General features: G+C 44.1%; 17 protein-coding genes and 1 pseudogene. 16 read left to right on the forward strand and 2 right to left on the reverse strand.

The window, feature by feature from the left end; genetic code table 11:
* Positions 1 to 24: 24 nt before the first annotated feature.
* Complete coding sequence (locus B3N34_RS07220; protein WP_286976280.1) at positions 25 to 828, forward strand: carbon-nitrogen family hydrolase; 804 nt, start codon at positions 25 to 27, stop codon at positions 826 to 828.
* A 159-nt stretch (positions 829 to 987) separates the two neighbouring features.
* Here B3N34_RS07220 and B3N34_RS07225 read toward each other — a convergent pair whose 3' ends face one another.
* Positions 988 to 1,401 carry a nucleotidyltransferase domain-containing protein gene (locus tag B3N34_RS07225; protein WP_286976393.1) on the reverse strand — a complete coding sequence of 138 codons (414 nt, stop codon included), beginning with the start codon at positions 1,399 to 1,401 and terminating at the stop codon, positions 988 to 990.
* 228 nt (positions 1,402 to 1,629) lie between these two features.
* Positions 1,630 to 2,430 carry an arsenite methyltransferase gene (gene arsM, locus B3N34_RS07230; RefSeq protein ID WP_286976283.1) on the reverse strand — a complete coding sequence of 267 codons (801 nt, stop codon included), beginning with the start codon at positions 2,428 to 2,430 and terminating at the stop codon, positions 1,630 to 1,632.
* Positions 2,431 to 2,622: 192 nt separating this feature from the next.
* Here arsM and B3N34_RS07235 point away from each other — a divergent pair, with 192 nt between their 5' ends.
* The 15 genes and pseudogenes from B3N34_RS07235 to B3N34_RS07300 all read left to right on the forward strand — a co-directional run bounded on the left by B3N34_RS07235 (position 2,623) and on the right by B3N34_RS07300 (position 18,748).
* A complete protein-coding gene (locus B3N34_RS07235; RefSeq protein ID WP_286976286.1) occupies positions 2,623 to 3,855 on the forward strand; it encodes an O-antigen ligase family protein in 1,233 nt (410 codons plus the stop codon).
* 151 nt (positions 3,856 to 4,006) lie between these two features.
* A complete protein-coding gene (locus B3N34_RS07240) occupies positions 4,007 to 4,213 on the forward strand; it encodes a glycosyltransferase (RefSeq protein ID WP_286976395.1) in 207 nt (68 codons plus the stop codon).
* A 278-nt stretch (positions 4,214 to 4,491) separates the two neighbouring features.
* A complete protein-coding gene (locus B3N34_RS07245; protein WP_286976289.1) occupies positions 4,492 to 5,052 on the forward strand; it encodes a winged helix-turn-helix domain-containing protein in 561 nt (186 codons plus the stop codon).
* 137 nt (positions 5,053 to 5,189) lie between these two features.
* The gene (locus B3N34_RS07250; protein WP_286976292.1) at positions 5,190 to 6,521 is read left to right on the forward strand and encodes a UDP-glucose dehydrogenase family protein; all 1,332 of its coding nucleotides are present in this window, start codon (positions 5,190 to 5,192) and stop codon (positions 6,519 to 6,521) included.
* Between the two features lie 72 nt (positions 6,522 to 6,593).
* Positions 6,594 to 7,910, forward strand: a complete 1,317-nt coding sequence (locus B3N34_RS07255; protein ID WP_286976293.1) for a lipopolysaccharide biosynthesis protein — start codon at positions 6,594 to 6,596, stop codon at positions 7,908 to 7,910.
* Positions 7,911 to 7,912: 2 nt separating this feature from the next.
* A complete protein-coding gene (locus B3N34_RS07260; RefSeq protein WP_286976296.1) occupies positions 7,913 to 9,682 on the forward strand; it encodes a hypothetical protein in 1,770 nt (589 codons plus the stop codon).
* 613 nt (positions 9,683 to 10,295) lie between these two features.
* Positions 10,296 to 10,860: pseudogene (locus B3N34_RS09855) on the forward strand (IS3 family transposase); the annotation flags it as partial.
* Between the two features lie 177 nt (positions 10,861 to 11,037).
* Positions 11,038 to 12,222, forward strand: coding sequence for a glycosyltransferase family 4 protein (locus B3N34_RS07265; RefSeq protein ID WP_286976298.1), 1,185 nt, complete (start codon positions 11,038 to 11,040; stop codon positions 12,220 to 12,222).
* Between the two features lie 36 nt (positions 12,223 to 12,258).
* Entirely contained in the window at positions 12,259 to 13,116 is an 858-nt protein-coding gene (rfbD, locus tag B3N34_RS07270) for a dTDP-4-dehydrorhamnose reductase (RefSeq protein ID WP_286976300.1), read from the forward strand.
* On the forward strand, positions 13,113 to 14,168 hold the full coding sequence (gene rfbB, locus B3N34_RS07275; protein WP_286976301.1) for a dTDP-glucose 4,6-dehydratase: 1,056 nt from the start codon (positions 13,113 to 13,115) through the stop codon (positions 14,166 to 14,168). Before rfbD ends, rfbB begins: the two co-directional genes overlap by 4 nt.
* 203 nt (positions 14,169 to 14,371) lie before the next feature.
* Positions 14,372 to 15,691 carry an O-antigen ligase family protein gene (locus B3N34_RS07280; protein ID WP_286976302.1) on the forward strand — a complete coding sequence of 440 codons (1,320 nt, stop codon included), beginning with the start codon at positions 14,372 to 14,374 and terminating at the stop codon, positions 15,689 to 15,691.
* Between the two features lie 365 nt (positions 15,692 to 16,056).
* Positions 16,057 to 16,917: a glucose-1-phosphate thymidylyltransferase RfbA gene (gene rfbA / locus B3N34_RS07285; RefSeq protein WP_286976304.1), complete on the forward strand. Its 861-nt coding sequence runs from the start codon at positions 16,057 to 16,059 to the stop codon at positions 16,915 to 16,917.
* A 14-nt stretch (positions 16,918 to 16,931) separates the two neighbouring features.
* Positions 16,932 to 17,411 (forward strand): dTDP-4-dehydrorhamnose 3,5-epimerase family protein, encoded by a 480-nt coding sequence (locus B3N34_RS07290; protein ID WP_286976305.1) that lies wholly within the window; start codon positions 16,932 to 16,934, stop codon positions 17,409 to 17,411.
* A gap of 15 nt (positions 17,412 to 17,426) precedes the next feature.
* Complete coding sequence (locus B3N34_RS07295) at positions 17,427 to 17,672, forward strand: glycosyltransferase (protein ID WP_286976308.1); 246 nt, start codon at positions 17,427 to 17,429, stop codon at positions 17,670 to 17,672.
* A gap of 41 nt (positions 17,673 to 17,713) precedes the next feature.
* A complete protein-coding gene (locus B3N34_RS07300) occupies positions 17,714 to 18,748 on the forward strand; it encodes a glycosyltransferase family 2 protein (RefSeq protein WP_286976311.1) in 1,035 nt (344 codons plus the stop codon).
* Positions 18,749 to 18,857 lie beyond the last annotated feature (109 nt).

Below are 18,857 nucleotides of genomic sequence, written 5' to 3' on the forward strand. Positions count from 1 at the left end.
CCAGATAAAAGCGAGGGGGAAATTATGCTTCGAGTAGGAGTATTGCAACTTGACGTTCAAGTGGGTAATAGAGAAGCAAACTTCATACGCGTAAAAGAATGGATAGAAAGGGCATTTGTTCCATCTGAATTGCCGACAGCGATCGTACTTCCGGAACTTTGGGATACCGGTTATGCCTTGGAAAAAGCTTACATGCTTGCATCAGTTGAAGGAAACGAGACCGCCTCTTTTTTGGGAGAATTAGCAAGGAAATACGGCGTTTGGTTCATCGGTGGTTCCACCTTGGCCAAAACAGAAAGAGGCGTTACGAACAGAGCTCAGGTAATAGATCCGCAAGGCAAGCTGATCGCCTTTTATGATAAAGTGCATTTGTTCCCATTGATGGAAGAAGACCAATACCTTGCGGCGGGAGATAGGGATTGCATATTCGACTGGGAAGGCGTAAGTGCAGGATGTGTAATATGCTACGACCTGCGTTTCTGCGAATGGATGAGATGTTATGCCTTAAAGGGGGTGAAACTCCTTTTCATAAGTGCCGAATGGCCATCTGCACGGGCCAAGCATTGGGAAATACTGCTTAAAGCGAGGGCCATAGAAAATCAAGTATTCGTTATATCGTGTAATAGGTGCGGAATCACAACGGAAAATGCCTTTGATGGGAGGTCGCTGGTCGTCGATCCATGGGGTGAGGTTTTGTTAGATGCCGGGAGCAAAGAAGGTTTATATTTCGTCGACATTGATCCAGACAAAGTTCTTGAAGCAAGAACTAAAGTTCCAGTATTCAAAGATAGAGTGCCAGCTCTTTATGATTATATCACTATGATATGACTGTATTATTAAAGTCTTTCTTTTAATTATGCATATTTTAATTACTCATATGATTGAGGATCTGCCATTACAAAAAACACTAAATAAGCGGTAGGCCCCAAGGGGTTTGCTAGTAATAGGCTATCTTTCTTCTGACCCGTTCCGTATCGAGAGTCATCATTATGCCCCCACTATTTCCTTTAGATATTTGATGTAACGCGGGTAATTTTCCCCGTAACGACGGCTTATCATCTCCATGAAATCGGTAACAGCATCATGATCTCGCTCGTAGATCAGCCGTCCTTTTCTTATGACGTTAAAGGCGAAGATGCAGTCCGTTATGTTTAAGGGGACGACCTGGAAGGGGTGCCCATCGATGGGGTCAAGGAGTGTCTCCGCGGCAAGGGCTATGTCTAAATAATATTTGTCCGGCTTGCCGTAAAGCGGTTTTATGACCAGGCCGATATCTATATCGCTGTCGAGTCGGCACAACCCAAGGGCAGAACCAAAGAGGTAAACTCCGGCAATTTCTTCCATATCTCCTAATGTCGTAAAAACGGCATTTTTTATGAGGTTCTCATCGATCTGAACCATGCTTCTCAATTTGCATTTCTCCCCTTTTGATCTTTTAATTCCATGTTTTTATTATACATGCAAGTGGCAGTCGAGTAGGTCATCCTCAAAGCACGACGCAACAGTGAAACCAACATCACCACCAGGCTACCATGCTCGGGGTTGCCATAATGATGGTCTTGGATGTGGGGCTGGGGTAAAAAATCGAGGGGGAGATACATCCTGATCTCCCCTTATGTCAAGCCCTGCTTATTTAGCAGCCTTTATCACGGCGCTGCCGAAGGCCCCGTCGAGCAGGTCGAAATCGGCCGAATCGATCTTTGCCTCGTCTCCGAGCATGGATTTTATCACGTCTTTGGTATACACGTGTTCCAAGGAAATCGTGATGTCCTTAAAGCCGACGTGGGCGAGCGTTTTGTTCAATTCGTCGACGGGCATGGAGCCGGCTATGCATGACACCCAAAGATCCGTAATTTGTCTTACGCGGTCGGGGACCTCCTTTAAAGTAACTATATCTGCTATGGACAGGTGGCCGCCCTTCTTTATGACCCTGTAAATTTCCCTGAAGACCTTCTCCTTGTCCTCCGACAGGTTCACGACGCAGTTTGAAATGACCACGTCGACGGATTCATCGGGCAGGGGGATATCTTCGATGTAGCCTTTAATGAACTCCACGTTCGTAAGGCCCGCCTTTTTTCTGTTTTCCTCGGCGAGGGCAAGCATGTCGTCCGTCATGTCAAGGCCGTAAACCTTTCCGCTGTCTCCGACGATCTTTGCTGCCAAAAATGCGTCGATACCGCCGCCGCTTCCCAAATCGAGCACCACGTCGCCTTCCTCTAGATCGGCAAATACCAGCGGATTGGCACATCCCTGAGAGGCCATCAAGGCTTCCTCGGGCAGACCCTCAAGAAACTCTTCGCCGTAAATGAGCGGTGCATTTGCGATGGGCCCGCAGCATGAGCCGCTGCAGCAGCAGGAATTTCCCGCTTTTGCGTTTTTTGCTATCTCTCCGTAAAAATGTCTTATCTGCTTTTTTATGTCTTCACTCACAGTAACAACCTCCCGATCTTTGGGTTACTGTTTTATTATACAGGGTTTAAATAAAGGTGTGTCGCTCAAATTTCCTATAGCTGCTATGTCTTTTTCTCTTGTGATATGTGATAAAATATTTCGGCCCTTTATGCCCTGTTTCTTTATGTGCTTAAGTGATTCTAATTATCTGACATAATGGAGGATGAAACGATGAATGAACCCCTTGCCAAAACTCCTTCGTGGCCGATGTCTTTAATTGCTTTTGGGTTTTACTTTTCCCTCTTTTTCGATCCCTGGGGTCCCATTCCCAGGTATTTGGGGTGGCTTTTTTGCATCATCGGGATAGTCGGTCTGTTTATCCTTCGAAACCCGGAGCTACGAAGGCCTGTTTTGGACCATGCAGTTAAAATTATTATATACATAATGATAATATGGTCTGTTTTTACCACGCTGCTTAACTTTTACGGATGGTACCATTTTGGCAAGGGGGTATCAAACCCTTTGGAGGCCGCCTTTGGCATATGGCTGACGGCGTTCGTCGTGTCTAAAGAAGGTACAGGGCGTTTTCAAAAGGTGTGGTGGGCTTCCAGCGTCCTGATATTCGTAGCATGTATTTTGCAGGCAGTGAACGTGCTTAAGTTTAACGTCTTTTCTCATCACAACACCCTTGGTTTGTATGCCGTCGTGACCCTTCCCATGTCACTTAACTTTGCAGTTCGAAGATACGACAGCAGGCTGCTGCACGTCATTTCTTCTTTGACGGTTGTCCTTAATTTAATAGCGCTTTTTCTAAGTTTTAGCTCTGGCCCCTGGCTGATAGGCGGCATAGAGATCTTGCTTTTCTTTATAATAGCTCGCCCTGGGAAATACGGTTTATTTAAGGGGTTATTAATTCCCCTTTTAGTTACGGCCATTCTGGGATTTTCGTTTGCTTTAGTTCAACCTACTTACCTTGACCTCTTTAAACGAGAGATATCTCAATTGATATCTTTCTCGGGGGATTTCGCGAAATTTACCACAAATCGCACGCGCATATGGGAAAAAACGGCGCACTTGATCTCCCAAAAGCCCATTACGGGATGGGGATGGATTAGATACAAGACCTTGTTTTTGATGAGTAATTTTGAAGCGATACCAGGAGTAGGCATTCCCGTAGAACCTCACAACATGTATATTCAGTTGCTGACTTATGGAGGTTTTCCGCTTCTTATCGTCGTCGTGGGGTTGATGCTTCGCGGTGCATGGCTTGCCTGGAGAAAACTTAGAAGCTGCAAAGGCGAAAATATGTATCTTTACGCGGCAGTCCTTGCCACAATATTGGCTATCTTGGTCTATAGCATGGGGGGAAGTGTCTTTGCCGCCAGACAAAAGATCGGCTTTCTTTTCTGGGCCTTGCATGGCATCGCTGCAGCACTGCCGGAAAGGGGCAAAGGTAAGGCTTGAAAGGAGTTGTGATGGTAAAGTCAACCACATTAATTATAAATGACAATGAATGAGACTGCTGAAAAAGTGCTTGAACCTCTATTAAAAAGATACAGTTTTAATTGGGGCCAGACAAATATTAAGTTTTATTTTGTAATTAACTTATTATAATATATATCGTGATTTTCAGCAGTCTCCTGAATATTATGAAAAGGTCAATTCCAAGGCAGGGCCAAATGTGATGATGTTAGGCTATCAGCCCTCTGAGGTGCTCCGAGATTATATGCAACGGGCTAAAGCCTTTGTCTTTGCAGCCGAGGAAGACTTTGGTATAGTTCCGGTAGAAGCTCAAGCCTGTGGTACTCCGGTAATAGCCTAGAACCTGGAGGAGATCTTCGGTCCCGTTATAAGTGAGCTAGGATGTATAACGGTACTCGACACCGGAAAGGTAACGCCCTTATACACGACCTTAAAGGGCATATGTCATGGCGGGTTTGATTTTTAGCTGACCTAAAACGTTGCCCCTTAGGATACATGGGGAGTGGTTCAGGGAAATCCTACAAAAACTTGATGCGGTTACGTTTCGCACACTACTTGACACACTTGACAGGCTAATTTCCGAGTAGTATTTTTACTCATAAATAACTATGTGTGCAGGTGAATTCATTGACCATAAAGCTTGATTCTTTGATAACCTCCCAGACAAGGGTAAAGCTGCTTTTAAGGTTTTTCTTAAACCCAGAAAGCAGGTCGTACCTTCGGGAACTTGCAGAGGAGTTCGGCGAATCGACCAATTCCGTGCGGGTTGAGCTAAACAGGCTTACTGAAGCAGGGCTTTTAAATTCCTTCGACGAAGGCAGGACAAAAGTTTATCGGGCAAACACCAACCACCCCCTTTTTCCCGAGATACACAGCATGGTGCGTAAATTCACAGGGATTGACCAGCTGATCCCTCAAGTATTGTCAAAGCTTGGCGACATACATTCGGCCTACATCGTGGGCGACTACGCAAGGGGGATGGATTCGGGTATAATTGACCTCGTCTTGGTAGGCAAAGTTGACAAAGCTTACCTGCAAAATTTAATAGACAAGGTCGAGCCCATGCTTCATCGAAAAATACGCTGCCTGTCTTTAAGCGAAGACGAGCTTGAAAAGTACAAGGCTACGCTTAAGCTTGAAGAGGCCATAGAGCTGTGGAGCAGCGGCAGGGGTGAGTGAGGGTGAGGGTGGGGGATTCAAGATTAAAGATGTGACCCCAAATTGGATGGGAATTGACTGAAAAGGCTACTGGTGTCTAGAATCAAAGCGAAGGTGCTATTCTACGGCACGCCGAAGGCACACGAAGGAGGTAACCAATGCGCGTCTGCATGATAGGAACAGGATATGTGGGGCTCGTCACCGGGGCATGCCTTGCCGAACAGGGCAACCACGTCTGGTGCGTCGACATTGACGAAGACAAGATCTCAAGGCTCAATGCCGGAATCGTCCCCATCTACGAACCCGGCCTGGAGGATATCATCAAAAGAAACGTCTCCCAGGGACGGCTTAAATTCACCACCGACACAAAAGAGGCCGTCAAAAACAGCTTCTTTGTCTTCATCGCCGTAGGGACCCCGCCCGACGGAAACGGCAACGCTGACCTCAAATACGTCATGCAGGCTGCACAAAACATCGGCTCTTGGCTGGAAGGCTACAAGATCATCGCCATCAAGTCCACCGTCCCCGTGGGGACCACCCACAAGATCAAGATCATCATCGCAGAAGAACTTACAAAGCGCGGGCGGACCGACATCGACTTCGACGTGGCCTTCTGCCCCGAATTCCTCAAGGAAGGCTCCGCAGTGGACGACTTTTTGAGCCCTGACCGCATCGTCATCGGGACGGAAAACGACAGGACTTCGGCGTTTCTCAGGGAGCTTTTCTCCCCCTACGTGCAGAGGGAACCCAGGATCCTCACCATGAGCATCACTTCCGCCGAACTCACCAAGTACGCTGCCAACGCCATGCTGGCCACCCGCATCAGCTTCATGAACGAGCTCGCCAACTTTTGCGAGACCGTAGGCGCCGACATCGAGGAAGTCCGCCGCGGCATCGGCACAGACAAACGGATCGGCCCCGCCTTTTTATACGCCGGCGTCGGCTACGGAGGGTCATGTTTTCCCAAGGACGTGAAGGCTCTCATCCGATCCGCCAAAGAAAAAGGCAAAGACCTTACAATACTCCAGGCCGTGGAAGAGGTAAACATAAACCAGAAGTACAACTTCCTCAAAAAAATCTTGAAACACTTCGACGACAAGATAACCGACAAAACCTTCGCCATCTGGGGCTTGAGCTTCAAGCCCCACACCGATGACATCCGGGAGGCTCCGGCCATAGAGATAATCAAGGAGCTGACGAAAAAAGGCGCAAAGATTCGTGCCTTTGACCCCGTCGCCATGGACAACACAAAGCCCCTTTTCGAGGACGACCCAAACGTCTGCTTTGCCGACGATGAATACAACGCCCTCGAAGGTGCCGATGCCCTGGTGCTGGTTACCGAATGGCCCCAGTTCCGCAAACCCGACTGGGAACGGGTGAGGGAACTTTTGGCCGAACCGGTGGTCTTTGACGGAAGGAACCAGTACGACCCGGGCAAAATGAAGCAGATGGGGTTTGAATACTTTGGGGTTGGGAGGCATCAGGGTTGATGGATAAGAAAACACTGGTCACCGGTGCAGCAGGATTCATAGGTTTCCACAAACCTACAGGGACGGAATAGATTGAAAAACACCCACATGAACCTCGTAAAGAAAATTCAAGCCTTCCTCCGAAGACCATTTGTCCGCAACGTCACCATAGTTGCGAGCGGGACTGCAGCAGCCCAAGTCATAACAATGGCCTTTTCGCCATTGATTACACGAATCTATGGGCCGGAGGCTTTCGGATTGCTCGGTATCTTTAAATCACTGGTGGCCATTCTCACTCCCATCGCGGCCCTGGCCTACCCGATTGCTATTGTTCTACCCAAAGAAGATTCCGAAGCCAAAGGGCTGGTAAAACTCTCTTTTTTGGTTTCTGCCGCCATATTTTGCGCCGTTGTGGTTGTCATGCTGACTGGTGGAGAAAAGCTTCTCGCTCTACTCGATTCGGAAGCCATTGCACCCTATGTTATGCTCATCCCTTTGTCCATGGTCTTTGCGGCATACATGCAGATCGGCCAACAATGGCTGATCCGAAAGAAACAATTTGCCATTACCGCAAGGGTAGCTGTCCTTCAGTCTTTCTTGCTCAACTCTGCTAAAACAGTCATTGGTTGGGTCAAACCTGTTGGAGCAGTCCTTGTAGTGCTCGCAACATTAGGGCATGGTCTCCATGCGGCAATGCTTTGGGTGGGGATAAAAAAATCTGGTACACTTACAGAAAACACAGCTCTGAAAGAACCATCCGAGATACCACTGAAAAAACTTGCGAAACAGTACTACGACTTTCCCCTGTATAGGACTCCACAGATGTTTATAAATGCCATTTCCCAGAGCCTGCCAGTACTTATGTTGGCAAGCTTTTTTGGTCCCTCTTCTGCTGGTTTCTATACGATTTGCAGAACTGTTTTAGGAATGCCGTCTAGTTTGGTAGGACAAGCCGTTGGTGACGTGTTTTATCCACGTGTGACGGAGGCCTCTCACAGGGGGGAAGACGTTTCAAGGCTCATCCTGAAAGCTACGCTTGCCCTGGCAGCAGTGGGGTTTCTTCCTTTCGCCGTCGTCGTAGTTTTTGGGCCACAACTATTCTCTTTTGTATTTGGAGCCGAATGGGTCAAGGCTGGGGAATACGCACGCTGGATAGCATTGTGGATGTTTATGGGTTTTATCAACCGGCCGAGCGTCGCCGCAATTGCCACCTTATCAATCCAAGGATTTTTCCTAATCTTTGAATTCCTAAGTATTGGCAGCCGGATTACTGCTTTAGCTGTTGGTTTTTTGTTTTTTAAAAACGACGTTATAGCTGTTGCGTTGTTTGCTCTTGTAGGTATGTTGCTAAATCTTTTTCTGATTTCTGTTACTCTCTTTCGAGCGAAATCACTTAGAGGAGCTGTGTGACAATGAGCGACTTTTTATTTTCTTCCATCCAGAAGCCGCAGGGAGAACTTACTCGACACATTCAATCCATCTATCATTCCGATGCTCCCGAAGTGAAGGAATTCCACGGCCCCTGGGGCTCGCTGGGAGTCAGCCGAAACCTGTACAACGGTTTCCAACCACTGGAAACGGAACAACATATCTTTATTATCATAGGAGGCCCTGTCCTTTATTTTCGGGATAATCGTTTTCTTACGGAATCCGATCCGGTAGCGGGAACAAAGGCGGTATACGAACGATGGCTAAATGAGCAAATAATATGGGATGAAGACTTAAGCGGCCCATTTGCGGTTTTCGTAGTGGATAAGTTTGCAAATCAAATCACATATATTACAGATATGATGCTCTTTATTCCAATATATCGTTACAGGGAGGATAATAATCTCTTTCTTGGGACGCATATAGATACTTTGGCAAAAACGGCTGGACGAACAGACAATGTAGATACAGCATCTCTTGTAGACTTCGTACTTAACGGTGCCGTAACTTATCCGTACACGGTCTACAAAGATATATATCTTGCTTTGCCTGCCTCTATCACAATCGAAACGGCAGATCGTGTTTTAACCACTGAAACTTATTGGGTTCCTGAGGAAACCAATCCCTATAAAAACATAAACGAAGCAGCGACAGCTCTGAGAGAGGGCTTAAAAAAACACGTAGATAGAATAACCGAAAACATGAAAGAGGTGGCGCAGTTTTTAAGCGGCGGTGAAGATTCACGCACGCTTTTGGGGCTTATACCTTCAGATTTAAAACGAGACGCCTTTATCTTTCTTGACAGCATGAACCGAGAGGGGAGAACCGCCCAAAAGGCTGCAAGGGCCTACGGGGCAAATTTCCATGTCGAATTTCGCAGTCCGACACATTACTTAGAGATCTTAGAGGAGGCCAGCGATCTCGTTGGCAGCGGGCACGAATACATACACGCCCATAGCCTCAAGTTTCATAAAACTTGCGGTCTGACCGAATATTCTGGAGTTTTTGGTGGCTATTTGTCTGATTCCCTGCTGAAAGCTCTTTACGCTCGTAAAATACGAGGTTTCGGCAGGTTTCCATTTTTGCCTGAATTCATCCTTCCCGGAGAAACACGGACAAAGCCCATGACATGCCCTTTGTTTGAAAAGAGTATCCTCGCAGAAATTGACGAACGCCGGTTGAAACACATGGAAAGGGTGCGTAAAATTCGCCCCGTGACATCTCATGAGTGGTTCGTTTTATGGCCCTCCACAATGCGAATTGCAATCCCAAACCTTTACAGCAATAGACGCCTCTTTCGCAGCTACGAAGTCTTCTTGTCAAAGGATGTTGTAAAGATCAGTGCCGCCGTTCCCACCAAGTGGAAGCTGAATCGTCGATTGTTCAATAAAGCAATGCGACCCTTTTTGAAACCAACACGTTGGTTGTTTCATCCTGATGGAAGACTTCCCTATTTCCCATGGTGGTTTAATGTACCTGTGCGCTTTTCTGTCTGGTCTTGGCATCAATTTACCAAACGCACTGGGATCGCCAAAGAAACAGGAAATCAGGGACCTTGGTTTGACTGGGATAATATAATAAATAGTGATAAGTGGAACGAATTGGTCAAAAAGTATTGGAAAAACATATCATATCTAGGTCTGGCAAAAATAAGTGATCCTTTAGAAAGGGTTTTTAGTGACGAGATTTTGACAAAAATCCAAAAATTGGATTTGCTTCAAACTTTATATAAACTGGACAGTGTACGTAAATAAGACATACTTATACATTAAACTTTATTTGCCTGAGAAGCAAAGTTTTTAATTCAGAGGTGTCAGATAACAAGCACGACTACTTCATATTGCAATGAAGATATGGGTTAATGAAGGATGAAAATATTTTTTTGCTCTAAGCCGAATTTGGAGAGGAAACAAACATGACAAAAATGCAGGCTAATTCAGTCGTGAGCGTTTATTATTCCGATAAATATAAGGCACCTGGGCAGATATATATATAAGGACAACGAGACGGAAGCCCTGAAGAAACGCGAATCGAAACTTTACCAGCAGATCGGCCAGCTCAAGTACGAGGTCGACTGGCTCAAAAAATCTGAGAAGCTTGCCTAAATCTCCTTCGGACCGTCGCAAGGCGCTGGATCCGAAAAACAGAAAACTTTCCCTGCGCAGACAGTGCGAGCTTTTGGGACTCAACCGTTCGAGCTTCTACTACAGAAAGCGCAGCAGGGAATCTGCACGGAACGTGCTGATGATTGAGATACTTGACAAGCAATACACGCAACATCCTAGCTAGGGCGTCAAACGGATGACCGCGTGACTGAGACGAAAGGGCAAACAGGTCAACCTGAGGCGGGTTCGAAGGCTGCTCCGGCTCATGGGACTTGAAGCTGTCTACCAGAAGCCGAGGCTGAGCAGGAAGCACCCGAAGCACAAGATCTACCCCTATCTTTTAAGGAATCTTGACATAACTGGACCAAACCAGGTCTGGTGTTCGGACATCACCTACATCCGGATGAACAGTGGCTTTGTCTACCTGACGATCCATTGCAGACTGGTATAGTCGGAAGGTGTTGTCTCCTGGGAGCTTTCGATGACGCTGGATTCATTCTTTTGCGTCAGCGCCCTGGAAGAAGCCCTTGCCACCCATAGGAGTCCAGAAATCTTCAACACCGACCAGGGGCGGCGCAGTACACCGACCAGGAATTCACGAACGTCCTCAAGAACCATGGCATCAGAATCAGCATGGACGGTCGCGAGGCAGAGTGTTGGATAATATCTTCGTCGAGAGGCTGTGGCGGACTGTCAAGTACGAGGAAGTGTACCTGAAGGAATACCGGACGCCACTGGAAGCTAGAATCAACCTGGGAGCGTTCTTCTTGCACTACAACAAACGGCCGCACCAGAGCCTGGATGACAGAACGCCTTGCGAGGTTTATAATTTTCAAGGAGCGGAAGTACAGGTCAGTACCTGAGAACCGCCGGACTGATCTCCTTATTTTCGTCACCCCGCGGTACGAAGAGTGGGGATAACGCAATAATCTATTTATATCTAAATACTCAAAGGATTCATATTGGACAAATAAGTTTAGCATTTTCAGATGAAGGAGTTAAAAATGAGAATATGTTTTGTAGCCCATTCAGCGGCAAAAGGCGGAGCTGAAAGGTCTTTACTCGAAACAATAAAAGTGTTGCGGGAAAAAGGACACAAGTGTTACGTAATTTTACCCCGAAAAGGGCCGTTAATAGCAGAATTGGAAGCAATTGGAGTTAATTCATATGTAATACCCTACCGTTGGATGGTGATAGGCCGGGGAAAACCTTTAAAGCGTGCACTAAAAAAAATATTGTTCTTTATTTTGAACACAATAATGTTAGTACCTGTCGCAATTACGATAAAACGTCACAAATGCGATATAGTTTATACAAATACAATAACAATATTTGTTGGCGCTATTACTGCTAAGTTCTTAAAGCTACCACATATATGGCATCTACGAGAATTTGGTGAGGAAGATCATGGTTTAAAGTTTATCTTAGGGGAAAGACTTTCATATGCAATAATGAAAAAATGCACTTCTGCCTTTATAGCAAACTCAAAGGCCGTTGCGCATAAATACAAAAATCACGTTAATAAAGACATCTACGTAATCTACAACCCTGTTTGTATTGAAGATACTCAGCAAAAAATAAAAGGTATCGGTTTCGATGAAAAAAGAAATAAGCGCAATTTGAATTGTACTATCGTAGGGACACTAAGCGAAGGCAAACGACAGGATGAAGCTATACGAGCCATAGGGGAGGTGGTAAAAAAAGGTATTACTGCAAATTTATATATAGTAGGCGACGGACCCGTTGTATATAAAGATTATCTAAATCATCTTATTACGGAACTGGGATTAAAGAATTTCATAACTTTTACAGGTCGTGTCGAAAACATAGGACTGATAATGAGAGAAATTGATATATTACTAATGTGTTCACGAAACGAGGCATTCGGAAGAGTAACAATAGAGGCGATGCGTTATGGTAAGCCGGTCATTGGCTCAAGAAGCGGAGGCACAACAGAATTAATACGAGATGGGTTTAATGGATTCCTATATGAACCTGGTGACTATAAAAGTTTAGCAAATTTGATAACCCTTTTTTATCATAATCCTAATTTATTAAAAAAAATGGGTGAGAACGGAAAGCTTTGGGTAGAAAAAAATTTTACAATTGAGAAATTTGGGAACCAATTAACTGACGTATTAAACAGCGTAGTTTATAGGAACCAATATTATGCGAATCAACGTACTTAAAAGATAAATAACATTTTTTAATCGGACGTGATTTTAATGCTCATCGCCATCACTGGCCCTAACGGCCTCTTAGGCCGCGAAGTTCTTAAGGTCTTTAAAAAAGAATGCGAAGTCGTCGAGTTGCCTCACGACATCCTAGATATCACGGACTTAAATCAGGTACGTGAGGTGCTGTCAAGTTACATGCCTACGGTTCTTGTAAACTGCGCCGCCTACACCGCCGTAGATAGGGCAGAAGAGGAGCCGGAAAAGGCAAACTTGGTTAATGGCCTTGGCGTGCGAAATCTTGCTTTGGCGTGCAGGAAGCTTGATATTTCATTGGTCCACATAAGCACTGACTACGTCTTTAACGGAAACACAGATACGCCCTGGCGCATATTTGACAAACGTCACCCAATAAACGCTTATGGTTACAGCAAATACTTGGGCGAAAGGTACCTTGAGACCATAAACCACAAATACTTTCTGGTGCGCACTTCCTGGCTTTTTGGCTCCGGTGGACCTAACTTTGTAAGCACCATCTTGCGTGCCGCCTTAAAAAAAGGTGAGCTTCGAGTCGTAAACGACCAGTTTGGTTGTCCTACTTACGCTTTAGATTTAGCTTGCTTTCTGCTTAAGCTCGTCAAAACAGGCGCCTACGGGGTGTATCACGTAACAAACCAGGGCATCACAAGCTGGTATGAATTTGCCAAAGAGATTTTACGTCAGGCAGGCATAAACATACCCGTCGTTGCCGTTTCAAGCGACGAATACGTCAGGCCTGCCAAGAGGCCTAAAAATTCTGCCCTTGATCCTTTTCCATTAAAAGAAACCGTTGACATCTTACCTCCTTCCTGGCAGGACGCACTGAGCAAGTTTTTATCCGAAGCCTTAACAAAGGAGTGTCTCGATTGAAAATTCTTGTGACAGGCGGAGCGGGATTCATAGGCTCAAACTTCTTGCGGACGTATGTCCCTAAATATCCAAATCACTCATTTATAAACTTAGACAAGCTCACCTATGCCGCTAACCTTTATAACTTAAAAGATATAAGTGATGCTAAAAACTACTTCTTCATTCAAGCCGACATCGCAGATTTTGAAAGCGTCAAAGCCGTCTTTGACCGCTTTGAGCCTGACATCGTGGTGCACTTTGCAGCAGAAAGCCACGTGGATAGAAGCATCCTTGGGCCTGCAGAGTTTATAAAGACTAACATCGTAGGCACCTTTAACCTCCTTGAGGCATGCCGATTTTATTGGAAGGATAAAGAAGATAAATTATTTCACCACGTAAGTACCGACGAGGTCTACGGATCACTTGGAGATACGGGATACTTCACCGAAGAAAGCAAGTATGACCCTTCAAGCCCTTACTCGGCATCTAAGGCATCAAGCGACCATTTGGTGAGGGCCTATTACCGTACCTATGGACTTCCCGTTAAGGTCACAAACTGCACAAACAACTACGGCCCCTACCAGTTCCCCGAAAAGCTCATACCTTTAACGATACTTAACGCCTTAGAAGGAAAACCCATCCCCATCTACGGAAAGGGCCAAAACGTCCGAGACTGGCTTTACGTAAAAGACCACTGCGAGGCTATCTGGGCCGTGATACAAAAGGGACGCATTGGTGAGACCTATAACATAAGCGGAAACGAGGAAAGAAAAAACGTAAACGTGGTAAACGAGATCTGCCAAATCTTGGCCGAAGAACTTGACAGGTCGGCAGAGAGGTTTAAAAGTTTAATCACCTTTATTGCAGATAGGCCCGGACACGACTTAAGATATGCCTTAGATTCGTCTAAAATAAGATGCGAGCTTGGATGGAAGCCCAAAGAAACATTTAATACTGGTTTAAGAAAGACCGTGAAGTGGTACTTAAGAAACACCGAATGGGTAAGTGCCGTAAAAACGGGCGAATACAAAAAATGGATCGAGCGTAATTACGCAGATAGGCTGCAGGGTTAGGTTAAAACTTTCATTAAACCCAGGTGAAGTTCTAGAAGTTGGGATTGGAAATGGATTTGTTTCTCGTTATCTTCGTGATAGGGGAGTTAATGTTATCACATTAGATATTGATAAAGAGTTGAAGCCGGATGTCGTGGGGTCGGTTTTAGATATTCCATTTCCTAATTAAACCATGCTTTTAAGATTCAGGGGGCAGTAAGCATATGAACCAAAGTGAATTTAATTATAAGCTAGCGCCAAGCGTTGGAATATTAATCATTTTTACAAGTACTCTATTATTCTCTTTAAGCAATAATCTACCTCACGGAAAGGGGATACCGATATTCCCTCGCCCTGGTGTATTGATGTTTACTGTTCTTGTTTTAGTGTTTATAGTAGTGCTTCCTAATATTGAGATTTGGATCTCTGAGCTTTACACACTAGTTCTGCTACTATTAATTGCATTGTCTTTGTTTAGCTTAGTATCCACATTGTGGTCCAATGTGCCACTTCATTCTTTGAAAAGGGCAACATTTATATTTGTTCCTATGGTATGCTTGTTTATTATTACAGTCTGCGACAAGAGGCCGATTGAAACCTTTTGGAAAGTAGCGTTTTTGTTAACTGTCTATGGGGTAATGTTGTCCGTAATTGGAGTAGCTTTGACTTTTTGGGGAACAATAGTTCCAACTGACTTCGGTAAGATACAAATTATGAACATAGGTAGTTTCAAAATAGGACAAACTATTCATATTATGCCTCCCTTTATACGCATTTCGTCCCTAACTGGCCAGCCTAATTCTTTGGCATCATGGTTGATGATTACTATAAATTTAACTCTGGCTCAGAGATTAGCTAGGAGAATTTCACAATTGAAGTTCATCATACTTGGGGGGCTACAGGCAGTAGCTTTGTTTTTAACGGTTTCCCGCACCGGGATTGGTGCAACCGTTATTATTGCAGTACTGCTTTATTGGCTTACCGCTCGTAAAAATTCGAAGATATTGTTTATGATTACGATTATGATTACGATACTGATCATGTTATATATTGCAAATCATTTTACACAGGTGATATTTGTATTTTTAGAGCCCCTTTTGAAAAAGGGTTTAAGTAGTCGAAATTTAGCCTGGTCTTTAGCATGGGATCATTTCTCGCGAAGGCCATTAATAGGATATGGGATTGGTACTTCCACTATGTATATTTCCGAAACAATTGACATATTAGGTGCACACAATCTTTTTTTGACACTTTTATTTGAAGTTGGTATATTCGGGTTTATTTTGGTTTTAGCGATATGGTTACTCGGCTTGTTTGGCTCATGCTATATCAAGAAAGGGTTAAGGTGTAATTTTAATATGGATAATAATATAGTTGTGGTTAGTAATACTATTTTTGCTGTTTTAGTTGGTTTAGTGTTTCATGAATTTTTTGAGACATACATATTTATTGATTTATTTTTTAGCTTATATTGGATATACATTATTGGCGTTGCATTAAACCATAATGCTATCTTAATGTCATGTAATAATAATGATCGTTAAAATATCGATTAATATCAATTATAGAATGTGATGTGGAAGGCAATGCTTACTCTTACTAAAAACAATTATAAAGTTCGGTTTATATGTATTAGCAGTCCGTAAGTGCCAGAGATAATAGAGTTGTAGTGGAATCTATTAATGATGAGAGAATCAAATATATAAGAAATAGCAAATCAATGGGAGCAGCCTTTGCACGAAATCTCGGTATAAAACATTCACGACCGTGAAGTGGTATTTAAGCAACACCGAATGGGTAAACGCCGTAAAAACGGGCGAATACAAAAGATGGATCGAGCGTAATTACGCGGGCAGGCTTTAAGCTTTGCGGTAAAAGCACGAGACTACCATTAGAAAGGGTTGTTACCATGAAGGGCATAATACTGGCAGGAGGTTTAGGAACGAGGCTTTATCCTTCAACGCTTGTGACGAGCAAACAGCTTCTTCCCATTTACGACAAGCCCATGATCTACTATCCCTTGTCCACCCTGATGCTTGCTGGAATAAAAGACATACTTATCATCTCAACACCCCAGGACACACCAAGATTTAAAGAAATACTTAAAGGTGGAAGCAGGCTTGGATTAAATATATCTTACGCCATCCAGGAAAGGCCCGAAGGCATTGCCCAAAGCCTTATCATAGGCGAAGACTTCATAGACGGCGATAAGGTTTGCCTCATACTTGGAGACAACGTCTTTTACGGCCACAGCTTTCCCGAGACCTTAAGGAAGGCATCACGCTTCGATAAAGGAGCCGTGATATTTGGCTACAGGGTAAAGGACCCTCAAAGGTATGGCGTCATAGAGTTTGACGAACAGGGCAAAGCTTTAAATATAGAAGAAAAGCCCGCCCGTCCTAAGTCAAACTACGCAGTGCCCGGCATATACTTCTACGACGGACGTGTGCCTGAAATTGCAAAAAGCTTAAAGCCCTCACCTCGTGGGGAGCTGGAAATAACTGACCTTAACATGGTATATTTAAGGCAAAGCTGCCTTCACGTGGAGCTTATAGGAAGAGGTGTGGCTTGGCTTGATACGGGAACACCCGACAGCCTGCTTGAGGCTTCAAACTTCATAGCCACCATAGAAAAAAGGCAGGGCTTAAAAATTGCCTGCATCGAAGAGGTGGCCTACAACATGGGCTTTATAACCAAAGACGACCTAAGGAAGTTAGCCGAAAGTTTACCGAAGGGCGCTTACAGAGATTACCTGTTGACTTTACTTTAAAAGGATTGATAGCCATGGAATGGACAAAGGGACAGATAGAAGGCGTAGTGATAAAAAAGCTCGTAAAACACGTTGACGAGCGCGGGTTTTTGGTCGAGACCTTTAGGATAGATGAACTTCCTGAAAATTTGCAACCCCTCATGAGCTACGTATCTTACACCGAACCGGGCATAACCCGCGGGCCACATGAGCACAAGGCTCAAACTGACATATTTTCATTCATAGGTCCTGGCAATTTCATGGTAAAGCTCTGGGACAACAGGCGCGACAGCAAAACTTACGGCAACTACATGAAGTTTTTCGCAGGAGAAGACAACCCCCTGACCGTCATCGTTCCTCCCGGAGTCGTTCACGGCTACAAAAACGTCTCAAAGACCACCAGAGGCATGGTCTTAAACTACCCCGACAAACTCTTTATGGGCTGGAACAGGAGCGAAGAGGTGGATGAAATAAGGCATGAGGAGAAAGAGGATAACGAGTTTGGGATGGAGTGAGCGGAAGCTTTATCTTTGGGGATACCCGTAGTCTCGACTGACTGCCCTCACGGACTCTGGAAAATCCTTCAAAATGGACAATATGGCCCATTGGTCCCTGTTGGAGATAGCAATGAGATGGCCAGAGCTATGCTCGATACCTTAGAATCTCCATTGCCATCGGAAATATTGCGTAGAAGAGCGGAGGAGTTCAGCGTTTATCGAGCGGAGAATGTCTATCTTGATCTTTTCGATAGGTGGAAGCATAAAGTAAAATATTAAGCATAATATTTGCATAAGCACAAGGGTGGATTGGAATCGAGATGAGTTACCCCCCGTCGGTATTTATCATAATTGTTAACTATAATGGCTGGAAGGATACAATAGAATGTTTGGAATCGTTACAAAATGTTACCTATCCCAACTATCGCATTATTGTAGTTGACAATAATTCCACTAATAGCTCGCTTGAATATATCAAAAAATGGTGCATTGGAAGCATAAAGGTTAGCTCTAATTTCGTAAAATATAATCCAGATAACAAACCAGTGTTTTATATTGAATATGATAGCGAAACTGCAAAATCAGGAGGAACTACAGAAAAAGAAGGTTATATTGCCGGGGTTACACCTAACAGAAGCTTGGTTTTGATAAAATCAGAGAAAAATTTGGGCTTTTCTGGGGGGAATAACATTGGAATTAGATATTCTCTCAATAGAAATGCGGAATACATATTGCTTTTAAATAACGATACAGTCGTTACCTGTGACTTTATTGAACGACTTGTTGAAGCTGCAGAGAGCAATGATAGGGTTGGGGCAGTAGGTGGTAAAATTTTTTATTATAATAAACCAAATACAATTGCTTTCGCGGGCGGAAAGGTAGATGAGATCAGGGGTAATGGCTATCATTTTACAGATGATAGGTTTAGGAAACCTTCACCTGTAACTTTTTTAACAGGTTGTTTGTTATTGATTAAGGCTGAAGTTTTTGATCAAGTTGGCTTATTAGATGAATACTATTTCCTGTACGTGGAGGATTTAGATTTTTGCTTTAGAGTACAAAAGTATGGCTACTTATTGGTCTATGTCCCTGATAGCATAATCTACCATAAAGAGGGAAGCAGCACTGGAAGGCTCTCTCCATTGTCGCTATATTACTCCAGCAGGAATAGGCCTTATTTTGTTCATAAAAATGTCGAGAAACATTTTAAGGTTATCTTGTTTTGGATGTTCTACCTTCCAACTCGCTTGTTAAGATCCATACAATATGGTAAAAAGGGAAGGTATATCATTAAGGGTATAGTTGATTTTGTTGTGTTTAAAATTAGGAACTATTTCCCTTCAAAAACATCTTAATTTGTCCTTAATAAATTATATATTTAAAATTATCCATCCTTATTTTTTAAGTTCAGAGTGAATTGAAGTTGCCAAAAATACACAAAGTAAGGTAAAATGTTAATGAGCA

This window comes from Acetomicrobium sp. UBA5826, assembly GCF_002433005.1.
Taxonomy (GTDB): domain Bacteria; phylum Synergistota; class Synergistia; order Synergistales; family Acetomicrobiaceae; genus Acetomicrobium.